Source organism: Bacillus sp. CPT56D-587-MTF (assembly GCF_058792335.1).
Map to the genome: position 1 here is coordinate 431,235 of NZ_JBYTEF010000002.1, position 17,217 is coordinate 448,451.

The window sequence follows — 17,217 nt, forward strand, 5'->3', positions numbered from 1 at the left end:
CCCACGGCTAAAGCTGCAAGTTCTACACCTTACGGTGTTAACGGATGGGATTCCTGAATAACTAAACGTTCGTAGGCTTTCTCGTTCGGGAAGGGCTGTAATAAGACATGCTTTGTATCAACTTATAATACATTAATTTTTCTGTAAGGTTTTTCCATTGAATCTACGTTAAAACCGTATACAGTCTAATCTGAGATAATATGAAGTGACCTCCTAGATTATCAAGTCAGGGATTTTAACCCATAATAATGAGTGAGAACAAACATTATGAATGGGTTTATACCCTATGATAATAGGAGGCCACTATGGAAAATATAATCTATATCGGGATGGATGTCCACAAAGAAAGCTTTAGCTTATGTGCATTGCACGGAACAACTGGGGAAATTGTAAGAGAAGCACGATGTGCTTCAAATGTATCTCTCGTAAAAAAATTCGTAACTACTCAGCTTAGTTAGGAAAAAGGGCATACCAAATACATGTTTTCCATTCGAAAACATGAAAAAGAAAATACTTCAATAAGAAAAAGAATCTAGATCAAATAGAGAAATTCTCTTATAAAGTCATGCGATTCCAAGGAATCGTTCCGGTTTCTATAACCTGGCCTATCGCTTGTAAGACAGATTGTTTTTGTTTTTTCATGGTACTCATAAAGCTTCGTATCTGACAAAAAGATTCTGCGCCTTTTTTACTTCGGAAAGTTCCAGACACTTTCTGTTTTACTTTCGTCATTCGGATATCCCGTTCCGCTTGATTGTTATCAAATGGAATGTCTGGATGTTCTAAGAATGCTAAAATTCTGTCAGCATATTTGACGAAGCGATTCCATAAATTTTGAGCAGGCGTCTGCTTTCTTTTCTTTTTTAATTCTGCAGAAAAGACTGGTTGTTCTTTCAATATGGATTGATAAACGATAAATAGATTCTGTTGCTCCGATTTTGGCAGACTTCCTTTGTATTGCTTTTTCAGCGTGAAAGCCTGCGTTAGAAATTTCTGCATCTGTTGTGCCCATTTTTGTCCGGTACTATCTATAATTCCTTGCAAATCTCGCAAGAGATGGGCATTACATAATACATGACGACAATCTGTATACGCATCATACGATTTCCAACCATCATGCATTGCAATTCCAGAAAAAGACGGTAAAATTTCTCCCGCATTCATTGCTTCCTTTCCGCGTTTTTGATGAATATGTTGCAATGTCACCTCCGGTGTACTAGCAGTATGTAACCATTGTGTTTTATTTTCTACTCGCATACCGGTTTCATCAAAATGGACAACAGGAGACTGAAGAATCTTGTCTTTTACTTCTTGGAGAAAGGGCTGTAATTGAGCCGAAAAACTGTTTGTATGATTTATCAAAGTTCCTTCACTAATCGAATGTCCAAAACAATCTTGAAAGAATTCTTTTGTGCGTTTCAAAGAAAGACACTGATAATGTGTTAAATAAGGAACCAGTCTTTTTATATTTGGACCATATTGGACAGGACGAGAGACGGTAGAAGGAAACAGGGCTCCTTGGATGGCATGGCAATGTGGGCATTCTTTTTGTGACACTTTATGTTCCGTCACTTCTATCTGGATAGGTGGTAAATCATACACTTGGCGAATGCGGTATCCTTTTACAGGTTCTTGGTGTAAGGACGTGTTACAACAAGTACAATATGTAGGAGAATACGTAATTGTATGGTCTGGAGTCGCTGTCAAACCAAGAGTATGTCCTTTGTGGCCCAACTGGCCACCAGTTTGACGATGAGACGATTTGCGTAAACTTTTTGTAACAGGCTTACGCAAACCATCTGTAGAAGGTGGTTTATGACTATTTGTAGAGTTTTTTTTTGAAGCATTTTCTAGTTCGAGTATCCGTTTTTCTAACTTAGAAAATGTTTCTTCAAATAAAGAAATAACAGCTTCAGGTCCTTTTTTATATGCATCTAAAATGATTTTTCGATCGACCATCCTATTCACCTCCCTTGTTTGATATACTCAGTATTTACAAATAGGAGGCATATGAAACTAGTAAAATTTAAAAAAACACCAAAAGGTAGCTGAGTAGTTACAAATAGACACAGATAATTTCAATTATGCAGCCTCTAAATCGTACATACGTTCTTTTTCTGTCGGTGATAAATAACCATTCGCTGAATGAATTCTTTTACGGTTATAGAAAATTTCAATGTATTCCCAAATATCTTGCTGTGCTTGAGCACGTGTTGCGTACTGTTGCTGATAAATGAGCTCTTTTTTAAGACACCCTGGAAAGATTCGATACAAGCGTTATCATAACAGTTTCCTTTTCTGCTCATGCTACATGTCATTCCATACTGTTGTAATTGATTTTGATAATCGTGAGAAGCATATTGACTTCCTCGATCAGAATGATGCAAAATAGAACCTTCCGGTTTTTGACGGAAGTAAGCCTGTTGTAAAGCTTTCAATACTAATTCTTTTGTCATCGTACGATCAGCATGCCAGCCCACAATTTTTCTAGAGTACAAGTCCATCAGACTTGCTACATACAACCAGCCTTTTTTCGTCGATACATACGTAATATCGGCTACCCAAACCTGATTTGGCTTTTCTACTTTAAATTGACGTTCTAACAGGTTCCGTTGCAAAGTTTTTGGAGCTGAGCTAGACCGTAGAAAAATGAGATGAGGAGCATAACATAGGGGATATTTTAAAGGAAAACAATTCGAGAGAGACATTATCTTGGTAGCTGTCGGCTACTATTGTCGTTTTTCTTTAAGCTATCGCGACGTATCTGAACTTTTGGGAGAGCGTGGTGTTTCAGTTCATCCTACAACTATTATGCGTTGGGTCCATGAATATGGAAATATCATTTATCAAATTTGGAAGAAGAAAAATAAATCAGCACATTCCGTATGGCATTTAGATGAAACCTATATCAAAGTCAAGGGAAAGTGGCGTTATCTTTATCGTACGATTGATAAGGAAGGTCACACATTGGATATTCAACTTCGCAAAAAGCGAGATCATCAAGCAGCCTATATGTTTATGAAAAGGTTAGTGAAAGCTTTTGGAGAACCAACGGTTCTCACAACAGACAAGGATCATGCTTTACTTTGTGCGTTCAAAAAACTAAAACATAATGGCTTTTATGTGCATACGAAACATTGTACTGTTAAGCATTTCAATAATCTCATCGAACAAGACCATAGACATATCAAACGACGTTTTGTTAAATCCGCAGGATTTCAAAATCTGCGCCATGCTTCACGTACATTGAAAGGAATCGAAACGGTTCATGCCATATATAAACAAAAGAGAAGTCACATTCCAGACTTCTCTTTTTCAACGTACAAGGAATTACAGCAGTTATTTAGAACTGCTTAAACTACAACCGTATTTTGTAAGCAGGTTGATGTTTTTTCAAACTTTGCAACAGAACCTTATTATCTATTCAATTAGCAAATACCATTGATGATATTGGAGAAATGTATATCAAACGTATTGCTAGTGCACATAAGAAATCTGAAAGTTCCCTTCAAGAACTCAGGTTGCGTAATCTGCGCTTTTTAATTACACACTTTTCTTGTGTGATCCAGGTGTTACTGTGAAGTAATATTTTGAGCCTTCATATGCGTAATTTGTATTTGCTAATCCAGCTATACGTGGAGCATTATCGTATTGTAGTTCTTGCGACCCCACAATAGATGATAATCCTTTACCAGGTAACAGTGTATAATCTGACTGTATTTTGTATACAGCCGCCGCATAATCATTATACTTATAGTCAGGGTTATCTACTCTTGATATATCAAATTTAACTTGCGAACTCGTTTGTTTTGTAACATTTACAGTATGCTGAAAACTAGCTGTTAAACTGGCGCTAATCTCTGAAGTAACATCTGCAACAAGAGGAACAACCGACACTTTTATCCCCATCTTCCATCCAGCTGTTGTTGCGAATCCAAACATATTCGTTGTTGATACACCCGAAGTTAACGTTTGATTATAACCGAATGCAGCTGCATCATTCTGCAGACCCGAAGCATCTGGAAGCAGTTTATAGTTTGTTTCTCGTTTTAGTTTACTTGTGCCGTCCCATATCACACTATATGTTTGATTCAGGTCCTTTTGAACCAGATCGATTTGGGCTTGTGTATATCCGTAATCTGATAAATGATTTGAATCTGTAATCAGAGATAAATCCTCTGGATTATAATATCCATCTCTAATTTGTCCGTTCGCTTGTTTTTGAACAAAATATCCTATCGTTGGATATTTTTTTGAAGGAATAACGGAAGGAAACCTAATATTTTTACCACCTAATACCCCACCATCAATTGTATTAGCAAATGGCTCAAAATAAACAGTATCTCCTATATCTGTCGATTCAACATATGCCGTTCCATGATCTGGAATTGGATTATATGGATTTTCTGGGAGTAATGGAAGACCTGGGTCCACATCACCATCCGTATCAAATTTAGTAAGTTTGTTTTTATACACAGGAGTCATCTTACCATTTTCCATTTGGTAACCTTGAATCAATCCCTCCTGTGATGATGAAACATCAGCTTTTTGTGTTTCCGCTGCAAAAGATGTGGCCGGTGTAACCGCAATCGCTGACATACTTAACATACTTGTAAGCGGTATAATAGTAGCTAACTTTTTATAACGTTTTCGCAATATAAACTCCTCCGTTTCTATGTATGGATAAAGTAGGATACTAGTAACCTACTTACTTAAGTATAAAGGGGAAACTGTATATTGCCTCCCTCATAATGGGCTTTTACAAAGGTAATATTGAGGTGTCGCCACAGTACTATCAAATTGTAATAAAAAAACAAAATGAAAAGGGTCTAAATGTATTTACATTTGCGCAGTTGAATTTTCGTATTAACAGCTTAACATCTACAAAAATGATTGCTGGAAAGAAGCTATGTATATGATTAAAAAAGGACAGACCCTCTACCCTCTGAGGGAGAAGTCTGTCCAAAAGCAGATATATCTTATTCAAAAACTCTTTGGTTTAACAGTATAAAATTCACTTCCGTAGGAATCTTTTTCTTTTTTCATATCTCACTGTTTTTGTACCAGAACCTTTTTAGTGTTGTTTATGAGTACACCACCATTATTTAATAGGTAGATAATCTTCGAAGTAATCCGAATTGCCAGATCCAGAATCAACTATCGGTAGATCGTCAACATCAGGAAAATAGCCCGGAGCATTCGGATCATCAAATGCTATTATTACGTCTTTTGTCTGGTCATTCAAAGAAATCCCTAACTCTTCCAACCTTTTCCAAATCCTCGGGTTCTGCTGAGAAATAACTTTAAACTTGTTATATACCCCCAACTCAACCCATGTTGGGTAATTATTTACTTGGTCCGTATAAACAGCGTCTCTTAGCGTAACTGGAGGGAAAATAGGCACCCCGTTGGCAGAAACTATCGTAGTAATAGTATTTGTATTATTATGATAACCATTTAATACTTTAAGTAAATCACGAATTTTGAAAGTTCCTATGGACATTGTATTTAGTTTGTCTAATACACCTTGCTCGTGGCCAGGGAGAATTATATAATTGAAACGAATGAAATTATACCAACTTTTCCCACTCCAATTTGTTTGTTCATTCAATGTATCCTCTTCTACTAACCGATTAATTGTCTCGTACATTTCATGTGTGCGGTAACTTGGGTCCATATTCTCTACACATGTTTGCACATAATCTTGCTTTGTACAAATATCCATGTTAACAGGAACGGAATACAATTTATCAGTTGGAAGAGAATAGTATAAATAATTTTTATATAGAATAGACTGGGTATATACAGTATCTGGAAAATCAGCGGCTATTATGCCTGTAAAAGTTTTGTATTTATTTTCCTTTAAATACGTTATACCTCTTGGGTTAATAAACTCTGCATAACCTGACGGTTTACCAGTGAGGGAAGCGTCTGGTGTATTTGCACTAAAATGGCTTAAATAAATCTTATTCGGATCGCGATTTAGAGTCAAATTATCAAGTCTATTCCATACGATATTCCATTTTGATTCATACGTTACATTGTCAAATGCATCTTCAACGTCTAACTTAGAGTAGGGAATCCCGAATTGTGTTTTGGAAGGGAAATCTTGTAAAACAACAATTTTACCTCGAATTTCACCTAGTTTCGGATTTGAAGATGTTGGGTTCCAAAAATATGATTTATATGCGTCCCAATACTTCTGAAAAATTTCTTCATAGCGATTTATATCCTGTTCATGTTCATTTTTTACACGCATAATGACTGTCTCAGTTGGATTATTTTTCAAAAAACTTGTCACCATATTTAATACGTCACCAAACATAGCGTTTTCGAATACTATACCGTGATGTATGGCAAAAGCATCGTCTGTATCCCTTATACGAATATCAATGTACCGAATTCCTTTTTCTAATTGTGTTGATAGCGAAGCGGATTGATCCTTGGCATATCCAAAAGAATCTCCATCATACAATGCCATCGAATCATGGGTACCTGGGATAGATAAGGTACTAAGTGGCGCTTCGTTGGGAATGGCAGACATCCACTTTTTTAAATCCATAGAGATATAGCCTTCCTCCATAGAATTTCCGAAGCTATATCCGTTATCAGCATATGCATTAGGAATATGAGACAGGAAAACGAGAGCCATTGTACATATAATACTTGTAATAAAACTTTTCTGTTTCATTTCAAACCTCCTTTTATTTATTATATGTTACTTAAAAATACATTTTTAAGTAACGACTTGGTCATAAATTTTTGTATCAATAAACACGGGTATCGAATAGATACATTATAACCCATTGAATTTCTTCATAAGCATATATAATAACCTTTGAAAAAATCCTTTTTAGGGGTAGTGAGACGGTTCGTGCTCTAGTCCGTCAGATAATTTGGTTTTGGTCCAAAAAATCGAAATGATTTGAAGGTATTCTTTCAAACTAGACTATACTGGTACTACTAAAAAAGGGTGTGTGACCAGTATGAAAAAAGAAAATATATTCAAATGGAAGCATTATCAACTCAATTTTTTTGCTAACAGTACGTTGGTACCTTCGGTACAACTTAAGGGTTCTGTTGCAAAGTTTGAAAAAACATCAACCTGCTTACAAAATACGGTTGTAGTTTAAGCAGTTCTAAATAACTGCTGTAATTCCTTGTACGTTGAAAAAGAGAAGTCTGGAATGTGACTTCTCTTTTGTTTATATATGGCATGAACCGTTTCGATTCCTTTCAATGTACGTGAAGCATGGCGCAGATTTTGAAATCCTGCGGATTTAACAAAACGTCGTTTGATATGTCTATGGTCTTGTTCGATGAGATTATTGAAATGCTTAACAGTACAATGTTTCGTATGCACATAAAAGCCATTATGTTTTAGTTTTTTGAACGCACAAAGTAAAGCATGATCCTTGTCTGTTGTGAGAACCGTTGGTTCTCCAAAAGCTTTCACTAACCTTTTCATAAACATATAGGCTGCTTGATGATCTCGCTTTTTGCGAAGTTGAATATCCAATGTGTGACCTTCCTTATCAATCGTACGATAAAGATAACGCCACTTTCCCTTGACTTTGATATAGGTTTCATCTAAATGCCATACGGAATGTGCTGATTTATTTTTCTTCTTCCAAATTTGATAAATGATATTTCCATATTCATGGACCCAACGCATAATAGTTGTAGGATGAACTGAAACACCACGCTCTCCCAAAAGTTCAGATACGTCGCGATAGCTTAAAGAAAAACGACAATAGTAGGCGACAGCTACCAAGATAATGTCTCTCTCGAATTGTTTTCCTTTAAAATATCCCCTATGTTATGCTCCTCATCTCATTTTTCTACGGTCTAGCTCAGCTCCAAAAACTTTGCAACGGAACCGGATTTATTATTCGAATTTTTTATCTTCGTTTTTGCTTTTTCTGATCTCTATTCTATGTTTCTTTCTGCCATGTGTTCGTTTGAGTTGGATGCAGTACAATCATTGAACCCATGGTCTAACAAAAAGGAATATAGCGTTAACCAGTAATGTTCAGTTACTGGTTTTTATAATCAACACAAGATTCAACAAAGTATGTCTCGCAAGGAAAAATGTTGAGATAATGCGGTGGTGGAATTATTTTTTAGTATCTTTAAACGTGAATGCTTACATGGAAAAAATTGATTGCTCTTTCTCAAATCAATTAGTTAGTGGTCGAATTTATTTATATGTACTATCATTTCATTTATCCTCACCCATCGTTAAATGGAATGACCCTGTATTAGTTTTCAAAATCTATTGTGGAATCTAATCGAGGTTCCAGTTTTTCTTGACCAGGTCATTTTTTGTGCCTCCTATTATGATTCTAATCTATTTAAGCACCTCTTGATATAGATATAGCATGAATAGAGAGCAGTTTATATGGAAATCAAAGCATGACATATTGAGAAATTTGTATGGACATGTAATTTTTCGAAATACATCGCCATACAAAGTTACATGTATCCCTAACATCTTGCTCTCTAGTATAAAATACCTGCCACATGGATTTTCTCAATAATAAATGCTAAATCATAGCATATATCCCTTATGAAAGCTGCTTTTATAAAATGTAAGGGGTGAAAAAATGAGGTTACAGAAGAAATTTCGATTAAACATGCTGTTTTACAGGAACTATCGCATCAAAAGAAGAAACAAGGGCAAGAATTACAGGTTACAGATACACAAGTACAGGTGAACCTGAAACGGTTATCTAACGATGAGTACTGGGCGTTTGGATCAGTGGTGATATTGGCTCCCAATATGACAGGAGCATTTCCAGAGGGCAGGCTTTTCGTTGTGAAACAATCTACTACAGATTGGGAAGTCGCTCTAGAAGGGACTGATTTGTTCAACGAACTCTCACAACAAATTCCCGATACAATGATGAGCGCGCAAGAAAAAAAGATATTTTCTGTACAGGGGAATGCGCAGATCTTTTCACAGAATAGACCAGAACTTCATTTACCGTATGAAAGAGGGCAATCTTGGATGATGTCTGGCGGTCCTCATGGATGGTCAGGATCAGAGAGACCGTACAGTTCTCTTGACTTATATGGAGGAGACTAACGAGTATTAGCTGCAGGAGATGGCTCCGTATCTATCACCACAATGGATACACGACAGATTATTATCATCTATGGAATAATATTATACCGGATGGTCAGTCTGTCCAAGAGGGAACTTTTTTAGGTTATACAGGGACGGACGTATCGTGTGGTGGATATGCAAGTGGACGTCATGTGCATTTTTCCCTCTTGCAGGGCAATACGCGTATACCATTACAGGGAAAAGAATTGGGTGGCTGGGTATTCTTTGAAACCTCACCTTATAATGGCTATGCGATGCATGGGAGTACAGTGAGATATACAGGTAATACTTTGTATAATTACGGAAAGCTTATTGCGAATCAAGGGATTGTAGATGCGAATGCAGGGCGTACGGTAAACTTCCGCACAGGCCCTGGTACGAACTATTCGCTTGTAGGTGCGCTTAATGATGGAGAGGTTGTAACGGTTTCTTGTACCGCAAATGGGATGACATTTACTGGTCGTAAGGGTAGTACCAATAGATGGAATCAGCTAACAAATGGATATTGGATGAGTGATGCTTATCTGTATACAGGTACAAATGATGCCATAGCTCCTTTTTGTAACAAGTAGCGCATCATATAAGTGTGTAAAATGAAAAATAGAGAGATAGGTGTGATGAATACCTGGGATTCAGAATCGAGAAAATTGGTAGGAGGAGGTAGTGTGGAACAAGAAAAGTTACGACAAATCGCATATAAAGTATTACAAGAAACTTTAACCTTAGGCCGCAATGTATTATTCTTTCTAAAGGATATAACGAGTGTAAAATACATACAGGAAATAATAGATGCGATACACAATATACAGATTCTATCCAAAATGGAAATGAAAAAATTTTAGGTTTTGAGTTAAAACTACTTAAGAAGGATACACTTTCAGCAATGGATTCGAAAGCGTGGGTGGGCAAAACATCAAGTTTTTCAAGCTGTACTATCTAGAGATAGAGAGCTTATTGCGAAAAAAATGCTGTGAAGTGATTCTAATCCGAAAGTCAAGAGGGAGCGGATGAAAAATGATAGGTATGGCTTTTATTTAATGACTTTGAATGAATGTGTATATTTCCAATCATTTTTTAGATGAAGAACGGATGCAGCAGATTATAATCTTGTTTTCAGCTAGGTTCACAACTTGATTGGCAGTTGCTTATATTGGAAAACAGTTCTTGTATGATTATAAACATAAAAAACCTGCCATGTCACAGAAAATGACTTCTCAGATTTGACTATAAAGGGTTCTTAGTGTGTATCTAAAATTGGGTATCAAAAAATATTTTGTTTTTTATTTCGCTTGTGAAGGGCATTAAAAAGGTTTTGGTATGAATACGGAAATAGCGCGCTGATTTTTAGGTAATAGAAAATAAATTGATGATGAAGAGATAGAAATGTATGGTCCGCGTTTAAACAGGGAACGTGAAGAAGATAAGTTATCGATTCTCGATGTTTCCGCCACATTAGATACAGGAACGAAACTTAATATAGAAATAAGAGCGCGATAAGAGGGCGCTTCATTATAGTGCGTATCCATAGGGATACGCTATTCTAGTTGTCAAGAATATTTCCACCCGAAACAGCGTTGGTTGCATGAGGGGATGCATAAGGAATCGATGAACGTACATTCAATCCGTGCCAGGGAACGATGAGAAAGGTAAACGACAGTGAATTTTCTTAAGCTTCGTTACTATGAACCTAATGAAAGATGCTGATACATTGGGATTGCGGATGAGAAAAGTGGACTTTGTATGCCGTTGAAGGAAAATTTATATATCCGCCGGAGTAGTAGAAGGCTGGAAATGTATTAAGTGAGACAATAAAATATTATGTAGAAAGTCAGGTGAAACTTGTGACACAAACCATCGTAGTCAAAATTAAATGGTTGCCAACAAAAGAACAAATTAGGCTATTGAAACAAAGTTAGTTCTGATTCTATTCAATTCTTTCATACACTGGTATCTGAAATGGTTGAAGCGAAACAAAGGTGGATACAAGACCACAAAGTAAGTCGTGAAATCGTCGATTTCGCAACGAATCATACAACCTCTGTCATTCGATTAGAGCAATTAACGAACATCAGACAGACGGCACGAACAAGCCGTAAAAACGAAAAGAATCTACACACTTGGTCATTCTTTCGCTTCGCACAATTCGTTGAGTACAAAGCGAAATTAGTTGGTATAAAGGTTGAATATGTGAATCCTGCTTATACAAGTCAAACATGTCCTAAATGCACGAAGAAGAACAAGGCACAAGGTAGAAGTGTCCATGTGGATTTGAGAAATACCGCGATATTGTTGGGGGGATGACACACCCTCATTAAAAACAGAAATGAGCTGCGAACGTTTCGTTATTCAGGAATCCCATCCGTTACACCGTAAGGTGTAGGACTTGCGGCTTTAGCCGTGGGAGTGTCAAACAACGTAATCTGATTTTTGACTCTTAGCAAATGTCTTTTTTTTACATACATCCCTATATAACCCTGATAAGATTAAGCAGTATTCCAAAAGACAATGTACAACTTCAACAAGTTCTGAAAGATTTAAATGGCTATCATAATGGTACAAATACAATTACAGGTGTTGACACGTTACAAATTTCTAATCCAAATGTAGATAATTATATGGAATCACCGAAGCCAGACCCTAATTCGGATCAATATGAAAATATTAGTGCATCGGCGAGTAATCAGAATTATATTAATACAATCACTTCTAAAACGCAGAATATAACCAAAACGCTAACGTCAAGCAAACAATTGACGGTCACACATAGCATGAATTTAGGGATGAAGCAATCGATGCATTTAACCTTAGGAACGAATTTCCTTAACCTTCTTGAAGCAAAAAATGAAATAACGTTTGAGTATTCTGCAAACTATGGATATACAAATGCATCTACATCAGTAGACACTGTCTCACATGTTATCAATGTGCCATCAGAAGAATTTGAAATAGCTCCGCGTACAGCAGTTGTAAAAACTGCTAAGCTGAGTACACCAGTATATACATCGAAATTATTAGGAACTTCTAGAATTAAAGGGTACTATACGGATCAAGTTAATACGTATCCAACATGGGTACAATTAGGGATTTATAATAAATTAAAAGTCATCTCTCAACACAATCCGACTATCTGGAACAAATTAAAAGAATTAGGATTTGCTTTAGATGATCAGACGAAAGAAGTCATTTTTAATGGTGTGATTGATATGAGAGACCAAAAAGAACCAGGTTCAGTATATGAATCTAGCGTTCAAACTTATGAATTAGATGCAAACGGAAATATCAATTTTAATAAACCTGTGGGGGCTCCTGTAAAAAAATTAGGAAATGTAGAAATGAAACAAAATACACCTACACAACATATACTAGATCTAAAATAAATCAAATATATAAATTTCCAATTAAAGTAGAGAGTGCTACTAAAATTTTACATATACAAAACAGTGCATAGAAAATCCATCTTTTGGGAAGCGTGATAATAGTCCCAAAAGGTGGATTTATTAATGTGTAAGATACTAAATGAATCTACCATTTGAAGCGTTCCGGTTGTTAAAGGCTGTACTCTAATATATAGGAAAGTATTACTGGATTGCTCTTTGTGAAAAAGGTATTTCAAATTGATACTTTATATAGAGTATCTCGATTTTTACATCAAAATCCATCATTGCATACGCTTTAATTTTGGAGTAGCTTATACATTCGGCAAGGTAAGTAAATCGACTCGTTATGCCTGATAGAAAGGGATGGAAGAGTTAAGGTGGTATGAACAGAATCGCTATCTACTATATGTTCAGCTAGTTTTTCTAATTCACAACATTGTATACTGATTTTTAGTTTTTGAATATCTAGTGTGAAAATTAATAAATATCGTAGAATTTATCGATTTGGTATTCCTTTTTATAAAATCATGTCATACATACGGGAGGATTGTCACTATGAATGATAAAAGATTTCATTTTTTATGAATCGCATGGGGAGTGTCTTTCTTTGCTACGCTAGGAAGTTTATACTTCTCGGAAGTTATGAAATTTGAACCTTGTATTCTTTGTTGGTATCAACGAATACTAATGTATCCATTTGTTTTATGGATTGGTTTAGCAATTAAAAGAAAAGATTATCAAATTGCATATTATTCTTTACCAATATCTGGGATAGGTGGTTGTATTTCACTATATCATTACCTCATTCAAACATCTGCTCTATTTGCTAAAACTGATGTCATTTGTGGACGCGTTCCTTGTATGGAGATTTTTATCGATTGGTATGGTTTTATTACAATTCCACTTTTAGCTTTTATTGCATTTTGTATGGTCGGTGTCTGTAGTTTTATTGTAATCCGAATAGATAGGAATGTTCGAAATGAATAAAAAACTTATGTTTATTAGCATTATTATCCTCTTATGTATAGCAATCTTTATTGAAAAGAAACAAGATAGAATAGCGGAGAAAGATTACTACTCAAATACCATTTCTTTCTCGGATTTGCGAAAAAATATAGGGGATAAAAAAGAGCAAATCGTCTACTTCTATCAAACATCGTGCATACATTGTAAAAAGGTATCTCCTATTATTGTGCCTCTTGCGAAGAAGTTAGGTATTGATATGAAAGTAATAAATATTGAGAATGTAGATAGTGTTTGGGATGAATATAAAATCGTTGGCACGCCAACAATTATTCATTTTAAAGATGGTAAGGAAAAAGGACGTATAAGTGGTGAAAATAGTAGTAGAGAATTTAAAAAATGGTTTGCACAAATAAAGGTAAAATAAGCAAAATAGCGGTGCGGGAATAACAATGCTGTTATAAACTTTCGTTTTATGTATACATGAGAAGAATGATTGCGATTATTCATTTGAAAAAGTGGAAATTACCATATACAGTTCCTTTCTATTTACACAGTTCTAAACAACATGATTGCACCTACGGTTTCCTGTGCGCCCTAACTGTAACAGCGAATGATTTATATATCCGAGGTTTAGGTTATTTCTAGTTGAAGGATCTTCAACATATACAAGATAAAAAGGCTTATTATATCTCACGTATCAAATCGAATACACGTATTTATCAAAAAAATCCTAATCCTGATTATTTTCAAGGTGGCATGAGTGCTAGAGCGTCAAACTGTCTAGAGATAGACGAAAAGACCTAGTGTTTGAACTCAAGCCCCCACTGAAACGCCTCATCTCAGTGGGGATAGTTGACTAGTTTAGCCAAGAAGCTTCTTTCCTCAAGGAACGTAAGAATTAAATCTAAAGTATGAAGCGACAAAGCTTCTAATCGCAGGAGTTGCGGAGCTAGCCTAATAAATTGGAATTCGTGAGAACTCTTTATTTAGGAATCTCCCTTTTCTAAACGAAGTGAAAAGGGAGGTAGTTCAAAAAACATAAAAGATAATAAAAAACTATATGGAATGAAATGATTAAGTATGCCGCGGGCTACGAGTAACTACCGCTGATATAGAAGCCATTTATCCTATGTTTTTAGCGTTTCAAGAATTAGGAAAAAATGATTAAAACAATGTTTTTGTGTGGTTATTTAGTTTTGGAACAATTAAGAAAAGAAATCCATTATGAATTGAAAACAGTTGAAAGTTGGCATTCAGCAACTGACTTTATGTTCATGACCAAGATGGGGAAATACGTCGTAATGAGCTCGAAGAACAAGAGGTAAGCTTACAATTACTTCAAAACTGTATCACTTTAATCCTCCAACAACTACTCAGCAAAGATGAATAGAAAAATTGTAACTACTCAGCCACCTTTCGGTGTCTTTTTTAAATTTTACTAGTTTCATATGCCTCCCATTTGTAAATACTGAGTATATCAAACAGGGGAGGTGAATCTTATGGTCGATCGAAAAATTATTTTAGATACATATAAAAAAGGACCTGAAGCTGTTATTTCTTTATTTGAAGAAACATTTTCTAAGTTAGAAAAACGTATACAAGAACTAGAAAATGCTTCAAAAAAAAACTCCAAAAATAGTCATAAGCCACCTTCTACAGATGGTTTGGGTAAGCCCGTTACAAAAAGTTTGCGCAAACCGTCTCATCGTCAAACGGGTGGCCAGTTGGGCCACAAGGGACATACTCTTGGTTTGACAGCGACTCCAGATCATACGATTACACATTCTCCTACATATTGTACTTGTTGTCATACTTCCTTGAACCACGAGCCTGTAAAAGGGTATCGCATTCGCCAAGTGTATGACTTACCACCTATTCAGATCGAAGTGACAGAACATAAAGTAGAACAGAAAGAATGCCCACATTGCCATTCTATCCAAGAAGCCCAATTTCCTTCGACAGTATCTCGTCCTGTTCAATATGGTCCAAATATAAAAAGACTGATTCCCTATTTAACGCATTATCAATGCATTTCTTTGAAGCGAACAAAAGAATTCTTTCAGGATTGTTTTGGACATTCTATAAGCGAAGGAACCCTGGTAAATCATACACAGGCTTTCGCTTCTCAATTGCAGCCATTCATAAAAGAAGTAAAGGAAAAGATTCTGCAGTCTCCTGTTGTCCATTTTGATGAAACTGGTATGCGTGTAGAAAACAAAACACAATGGTTACATACTGCCAGTACACCGGAGGTGACATTGCAACATATTCATCAAAAACGTGGAAAAGAAGCAATGGATGCTGGAGAAATCTTGCCATCTTTTTCTGGAATTGCGATGCATGATGGTTGGAAATCGTATGATGCGTATACAGATTGTCGTCACGTTTTATGTAATGCCCATCTCTTACGAGATTTACAAGGAATTATAGATAGTACTGGAGAACAATGGGCACAACAGATGCAGAAATTTCTAACGCAAGCGTTGACGATGAAAAAGCAATCCGAAGGTACCATGCCAAAAGCGACGCAAAAGAATCTGTTTATTATGTATCAATCCATATTGAAAGAACAACAGATTCTTTCCACGAAACAAAAGAAGAAAGGAAAGCAGACGCCTTCTCAAAATTTATGGAATCGCTTCGTCAAGTATTCTGACAGAATTCTAGGGTTTTTAGAACATCCAGCCATTCCATTTGATAACAATCAAGCAGAACGGGATATTCGGATGACGAAAGTAAAACAGAAAGTGTCTGGGACTTTCCGAAGTAAGAAAGGCGCAGAATCTTTTTGTCAGATACGAAGCTTTATGAGTACCATGAAAAAACAAAAACAATCGGTCTTACAAGCGATAAACCAAGTCATAGAAACTAGAACGGTTCCTTGGAATAACACGACTTCATAAGAGAATTTCTCTATTTGGCATAGATTCTTTCTCTGATTGGAGTATTTTCTTTTCATGTTTTCGAATCGGAAACATGTATTTGGCCTGTTTTTTTATTTGAAGAAGCTGAGTAGTTACGAAAAATCGTTTGGACGCAAAAGATGATTGGATATTTACACCTATGATTTACTTTCACCTTAACCCATATGGTGAATTTCATTTAGATATGGACAAAAAAATCAAGTATTTCTTCAATAAACGTACATTTTATCAAACAGTTAACAAAGTTAGTTTTTTGTAAGGACCTTCTTGTATTTTTTAGACATTCACATTATTTACATTGGCTATATAGAGAATATAATGTAAACAAATACAAATTTTAACATAAGGGGTGTTTTGAATTTGAATACAAGAAAATACGGATATATGCGTGTTAATAACATATATCCTCAAATGAAAAATGAACAAATGAAACAATATATACAAGATGAATTAGATTTATTTATTGATATAAACATTCCAAATCAATTTTCTAAAGAACAATATACATTATTAAAAAGAATTTTAAGAAAAAAAGATATATTGTATATTTCCTCTTTAAGTGATTTAGGAGAGACAAAAACAATGATTTTACAAGAATGGATTTATTTAATTGAAAAAATAGGAATATCTGTTTTTGTTTTGGAATTTCCTATCTTTCAAGAAAATAAAAATTTAAAACTGTATCATGATTGTATTTTACAATTTTTATATTGGTTATCAAAAGAAGAAGAAGAAAATAAACCCTCTCATGTCTCTATAAATAAACAAAATCATAAATTCCCTCCAAACTTCTCAGAAGTATACGTTAAATGGAAAAATAAAGAGATTTCCACTTTAATGG

Annotated in this window: 14 protein-coding genes and 8 pseudogenes; 17 read left to right on the top strand and 5 right to left on the bottom strand. The window is 35.4% G+C overall.

Going from position 1 to position 17,217, the window contains the following annotated elements:
• Positions 1-305: 305 nt before the first annotated feature.
• Positions 306-440 (top strand): annotated as a pseudogene (locus AC3WVZ_RS31455) (IS110 family RNA-guided transposase); the annotation flags it as partial.
• A gap of 115 nt (positions 441-555) precedes the next feature.
• Here the strand turns inward: AC3WVZ_RS31455 and tnpC (AC3WVZ_RS31460) are convergent.
• The gene (gene tnpC, locus AC3WVZ_RS31460) at positions 556-1,959 is read right to left on the bottom strand and encodes an IS66 family transposase (RefSeq protein ID WP_233935410.1); all 1,404 of its coding nucleotides are present in this window, start codon (positions 1,957-1,959) and stop codon (positions 556-558) included.
• Positions 1,960-2,082: 123 nt separating this feature from the next.
• Positions 2,083-2,609: pseudogene (locus AC3WVZ_RS31465) on the bottom strand (IS3 family transposase); the annotation flags it as partial.
• Positions 2,610-2,706: 97 nt separating this feature from the next.
• Here AC3WVZ_RS31465 and AC3WVZ_RS31470 point away from each other — a divergent pair.
• A complete protein-coding gene (locus AC3WVZ_RS31470) occupies positions 2,707-3,357 on the top strand; it encodes an IS6 family transposase (RefSeq protein ID WP_233936901.1) in 651 nt (216 codons plus the stop codon).
• A 186-nt stretch (positions 3,358-3,543) separates the two neighbouring features.
• Here AC3WVZ_RS31470 and AC3WVZ_RS31475 read toward each other — a convergent pair whose 3' ends face one another.
• Complete coding sequence (locus tag AC3WVZ_RS31475; RefSeq protein WP_078187999.1) at positions 3,544-4,656, bottom strand: hypothetical protein; 1,113 nt, start codon at positions 4,654-4,656, stop codon at positions 3,544-3,546.
• Between the two features lie 221 nt (positions 4,657-4,877).
• On the opposite strand from AC3WVZ_RS31475, the pseudogene AC3WVZ_RS31480 reads away from it, so the two are divergent.
• Positions 4,878-5,011: pseudogene (locus tag AC3WVZ_RS31480) on the top strand (IS6 family transposase); the annotation flags it as partial.
• Positions 5,012-5,101: 90 nt separating this feature from the next.
• Here AC3WVZ_RS31480 and AC3WVZ_RS31485 read toward each other — a convergent pair.
• Both AC3WVZ_RS31485 and AC3WVZ_RS31490 read right to left on the bottom strand, forming a co-directional pair.
• Positions 5,102-6,691: a phosphatidylinositol-specific phospholipase C gene (locus AC3WVZ_RS31485; protein WP_233936759.1), complete on the bottom strand. Its 1,590-nt coding sequence runs from the start codon at positions 6,689-6,691 to the stop codon at positions 5,102-5,104.
• Positions 6,692-7,129: 438 nt separating this feature from the next.
• Positions 7,130-7,780 carry an IS6 family transposase gene (locus tag AC3WVZ_RS31490; protein WP_233936915.1) on the bottom strand — a complete coding sequence of 217 codons (651 nt, stop codon included), beginning with the start codon at positions 7,778-7,780 and terminating at the stop codon, positions 7,130-7,132.
• Between the two features lie 1,002 nt (positions 7,781-8,782).
• Here AC3WVZ_RS31490 and AC3WVZ_RS31495 point away from each other — a divergent pair.
• From AC3WVZ_RS31495 to AC3WVZ_RS31560, 14 genes and pseudogenes are all read left to right on the top strand, one after another.
• Positions 8,783-9,088 (top strand): hypothetical protein, encoded by a 306-nt coding sequence (locus AC3WVZ_RS31495; RefSeq protein WP_492310913.1) that lies wholly within the window; start codon positions 8,783-8,785, stop codon positions 9,086-9,088.
• A gap of 29 nt (positions 9,089-9,117) precedes the next feature.
• Positions 9,118-9,231, top strand: a pseudogene (locus AC3WVZ_RS31500) (peptidase M23); the annotation flags it as partial.
• 30 nt (positions 9,232-9,261) lie between these two features.
• A complete protein-coding gene (locus tag AC3WVZ_RS31505) occupies positions 9,262-9,681 on the top strand; it encodes an SH3 domain-containing protein (protein WP_233936761.1) in 420 nt (139 codons plus the stop codon).
• A gap of 93 nt (positions 9,682-9,774) precedes the next feature.
• Positions 9,775-9,951: a hypothetical protein gene (locus AC3WVZ_RS31510; protein ID WP_233936762.1), complete on the top strand. Its 177-nt coding sequence runs from the start codon at positions 9,775-9,777 to the stop codon at positions 9,949-9,951.
• Between the two features lie 550 nt (positions 9,952-10,501).
• Positions 10,502-10,597 (top strand): annotated as a pseudogene (locus AC3WVZ_RS31515) (Rpn family recombination-promoting nuclease/putative transposase); the annotation flags it as partial.
• Between the two features lie 480 nt (positions 10,598-11,077).
• A pseudogene (locus tag AC3WVZ_RS31520) lies at positions 11,078-11,424 on the top strand (RNA-guided endonuclease TnpB family protein); the annotation flags it as partial.
• Between the two features lie 300 nt (positions 11,425-11,724).
• Entirely contained in the window at positions 11,725-12,486 is a 762-nt protein-coding gene (locus AC3WVZ_RS31525; protein ID WP_233936763.1) for an ETX/MTX2 family pore-forming toxin, read from the top strand.
• Positions 12,487-12,843: 357 nt separating this feature from the next.
• Positions 12,844-12,933: pseudogene (locus AC3WVZ_RS31530) on the top strand (ISNCY family transposase); the annotation flags it as partial.
• Positions 12,934-13,071: 138 nt separating this feature from the next.
• Positions 13,072-13,473, top strand: coding sequence for a disulfide oxidoreductase (locus AC3WVZ_RS31535; RefSeq protein WP_139362539.1), 402 nt, complete (start codon positions 13,072-13,074; stop codon positions 13,471-13,473).
• On the top strand, positions 13,466-13,876 hold the full coding sequence (locus AC3WVZ_RS31540) for a thioredoxin family protein (RefSeq protein WP_233936765.1): 411 nt from the start codon (positions 13,466-13,468) through the stop codon (positions 13,874-13,876). Before AC3WVZ_RS31535 ends, AC3WVZ_RS31540 begins: the two co-directional genes overlap by 8 nt.
• Before the next feature lie 134 nt (positions 13,877-14,010).
• Positions 14,011-14,244, top strand: a pseudogene (locus tag AC3WVZ_RS31545) (transposase); the annotation flags it as partial.
• Positions 14,245-14,624: 380 nt separating this feature from the next.
• The gene (locus AC3WVZ_RS31550; RefSeq protein ID WP_233936917.1) at positions 14,625-14,777 is read left to right on the top strand and encodes a Tn3 family transposase; all 153 of its coding nucleotides are present in this window, start codon (positions 14,625-14,627) and stop codon (positions 14,775-14,777) included.
• A gap of 174 nt (positions 14,778-14,951) precedes the next feature.
• The gene (tnpC, locus tag AC3WVZ_RS31555) at positions 14,952-16,355 is read left to right on the top strand and encodes an IS66 family transposase (protein ID WP_233935200.1); all 1,404 of its coding nucleotides are present in this window, start codon (positions 14,952-14,954) and stop codon (positions 16,353-16,355) included.
• Between the two features lie 381 nt (positions 16,356-16,736).
• Positions 16,737-17,217 (top strand): hypothetical protein (locus AC3WVZ_RS31560; RefSeq protein WP_492310914.1); only part of this gene is annotated, 481 nt, incomplete at its 3' end.

Excerpts from the sequence above, each read along its gene's own strand:
- tnpC (WP_233935410.1), bottom strand. The coding sequence starts at position 1,959 with ATGGTCGATCGAAAAATCATTTTAGATGCATATAAAAAAGGACCTGAA.
- AC3WVZ_RS31485 (WP_233936759.1), bottom strand. The coding sequence starts at position 6,691 with ATGAAACAGAAAAGTTTTATTACAAGTATTATATGTACAATGGCTCTC.
- AC3WVZ_RS31495 (WP_492310913.1), top strand. The coding sequence starts at position 8,783 with ATGACAGGAGCATTTCCAGAGGGCAGGCTTTTCGTTGTGAAACAATCT.
- AC3WVZ_RS31525 (WP_233936763.1), top strand. The coding sequence starts at position 11,725 with ATGGAATCACCGAAGCCAGACCCTAATTCGGATCAATATGAAAATATT.
- AC3WVZ_RS31540 (WP_233936765.1), top strand. The coding sequence starts at position 13,466 with ATGAATAAAAAACTTATGTTTATTAGCATTATTATCCTCTTATGTATA.
- AC3WVZ_RS31550 (WP_233936917.1), top strand. The coding sequence starts at position 14,625 with ATGTTTTTGTGTGGTTATTTAGTTTTGGAACAATTAAGAAAAGAAATC.
- tnpC (WP_233935200.1), top strand. The coding sequence starts at position 14,952 with ATGGTCGATCGAAAAATTATTTTAGATACATATAAAAAAGGACCTGAA.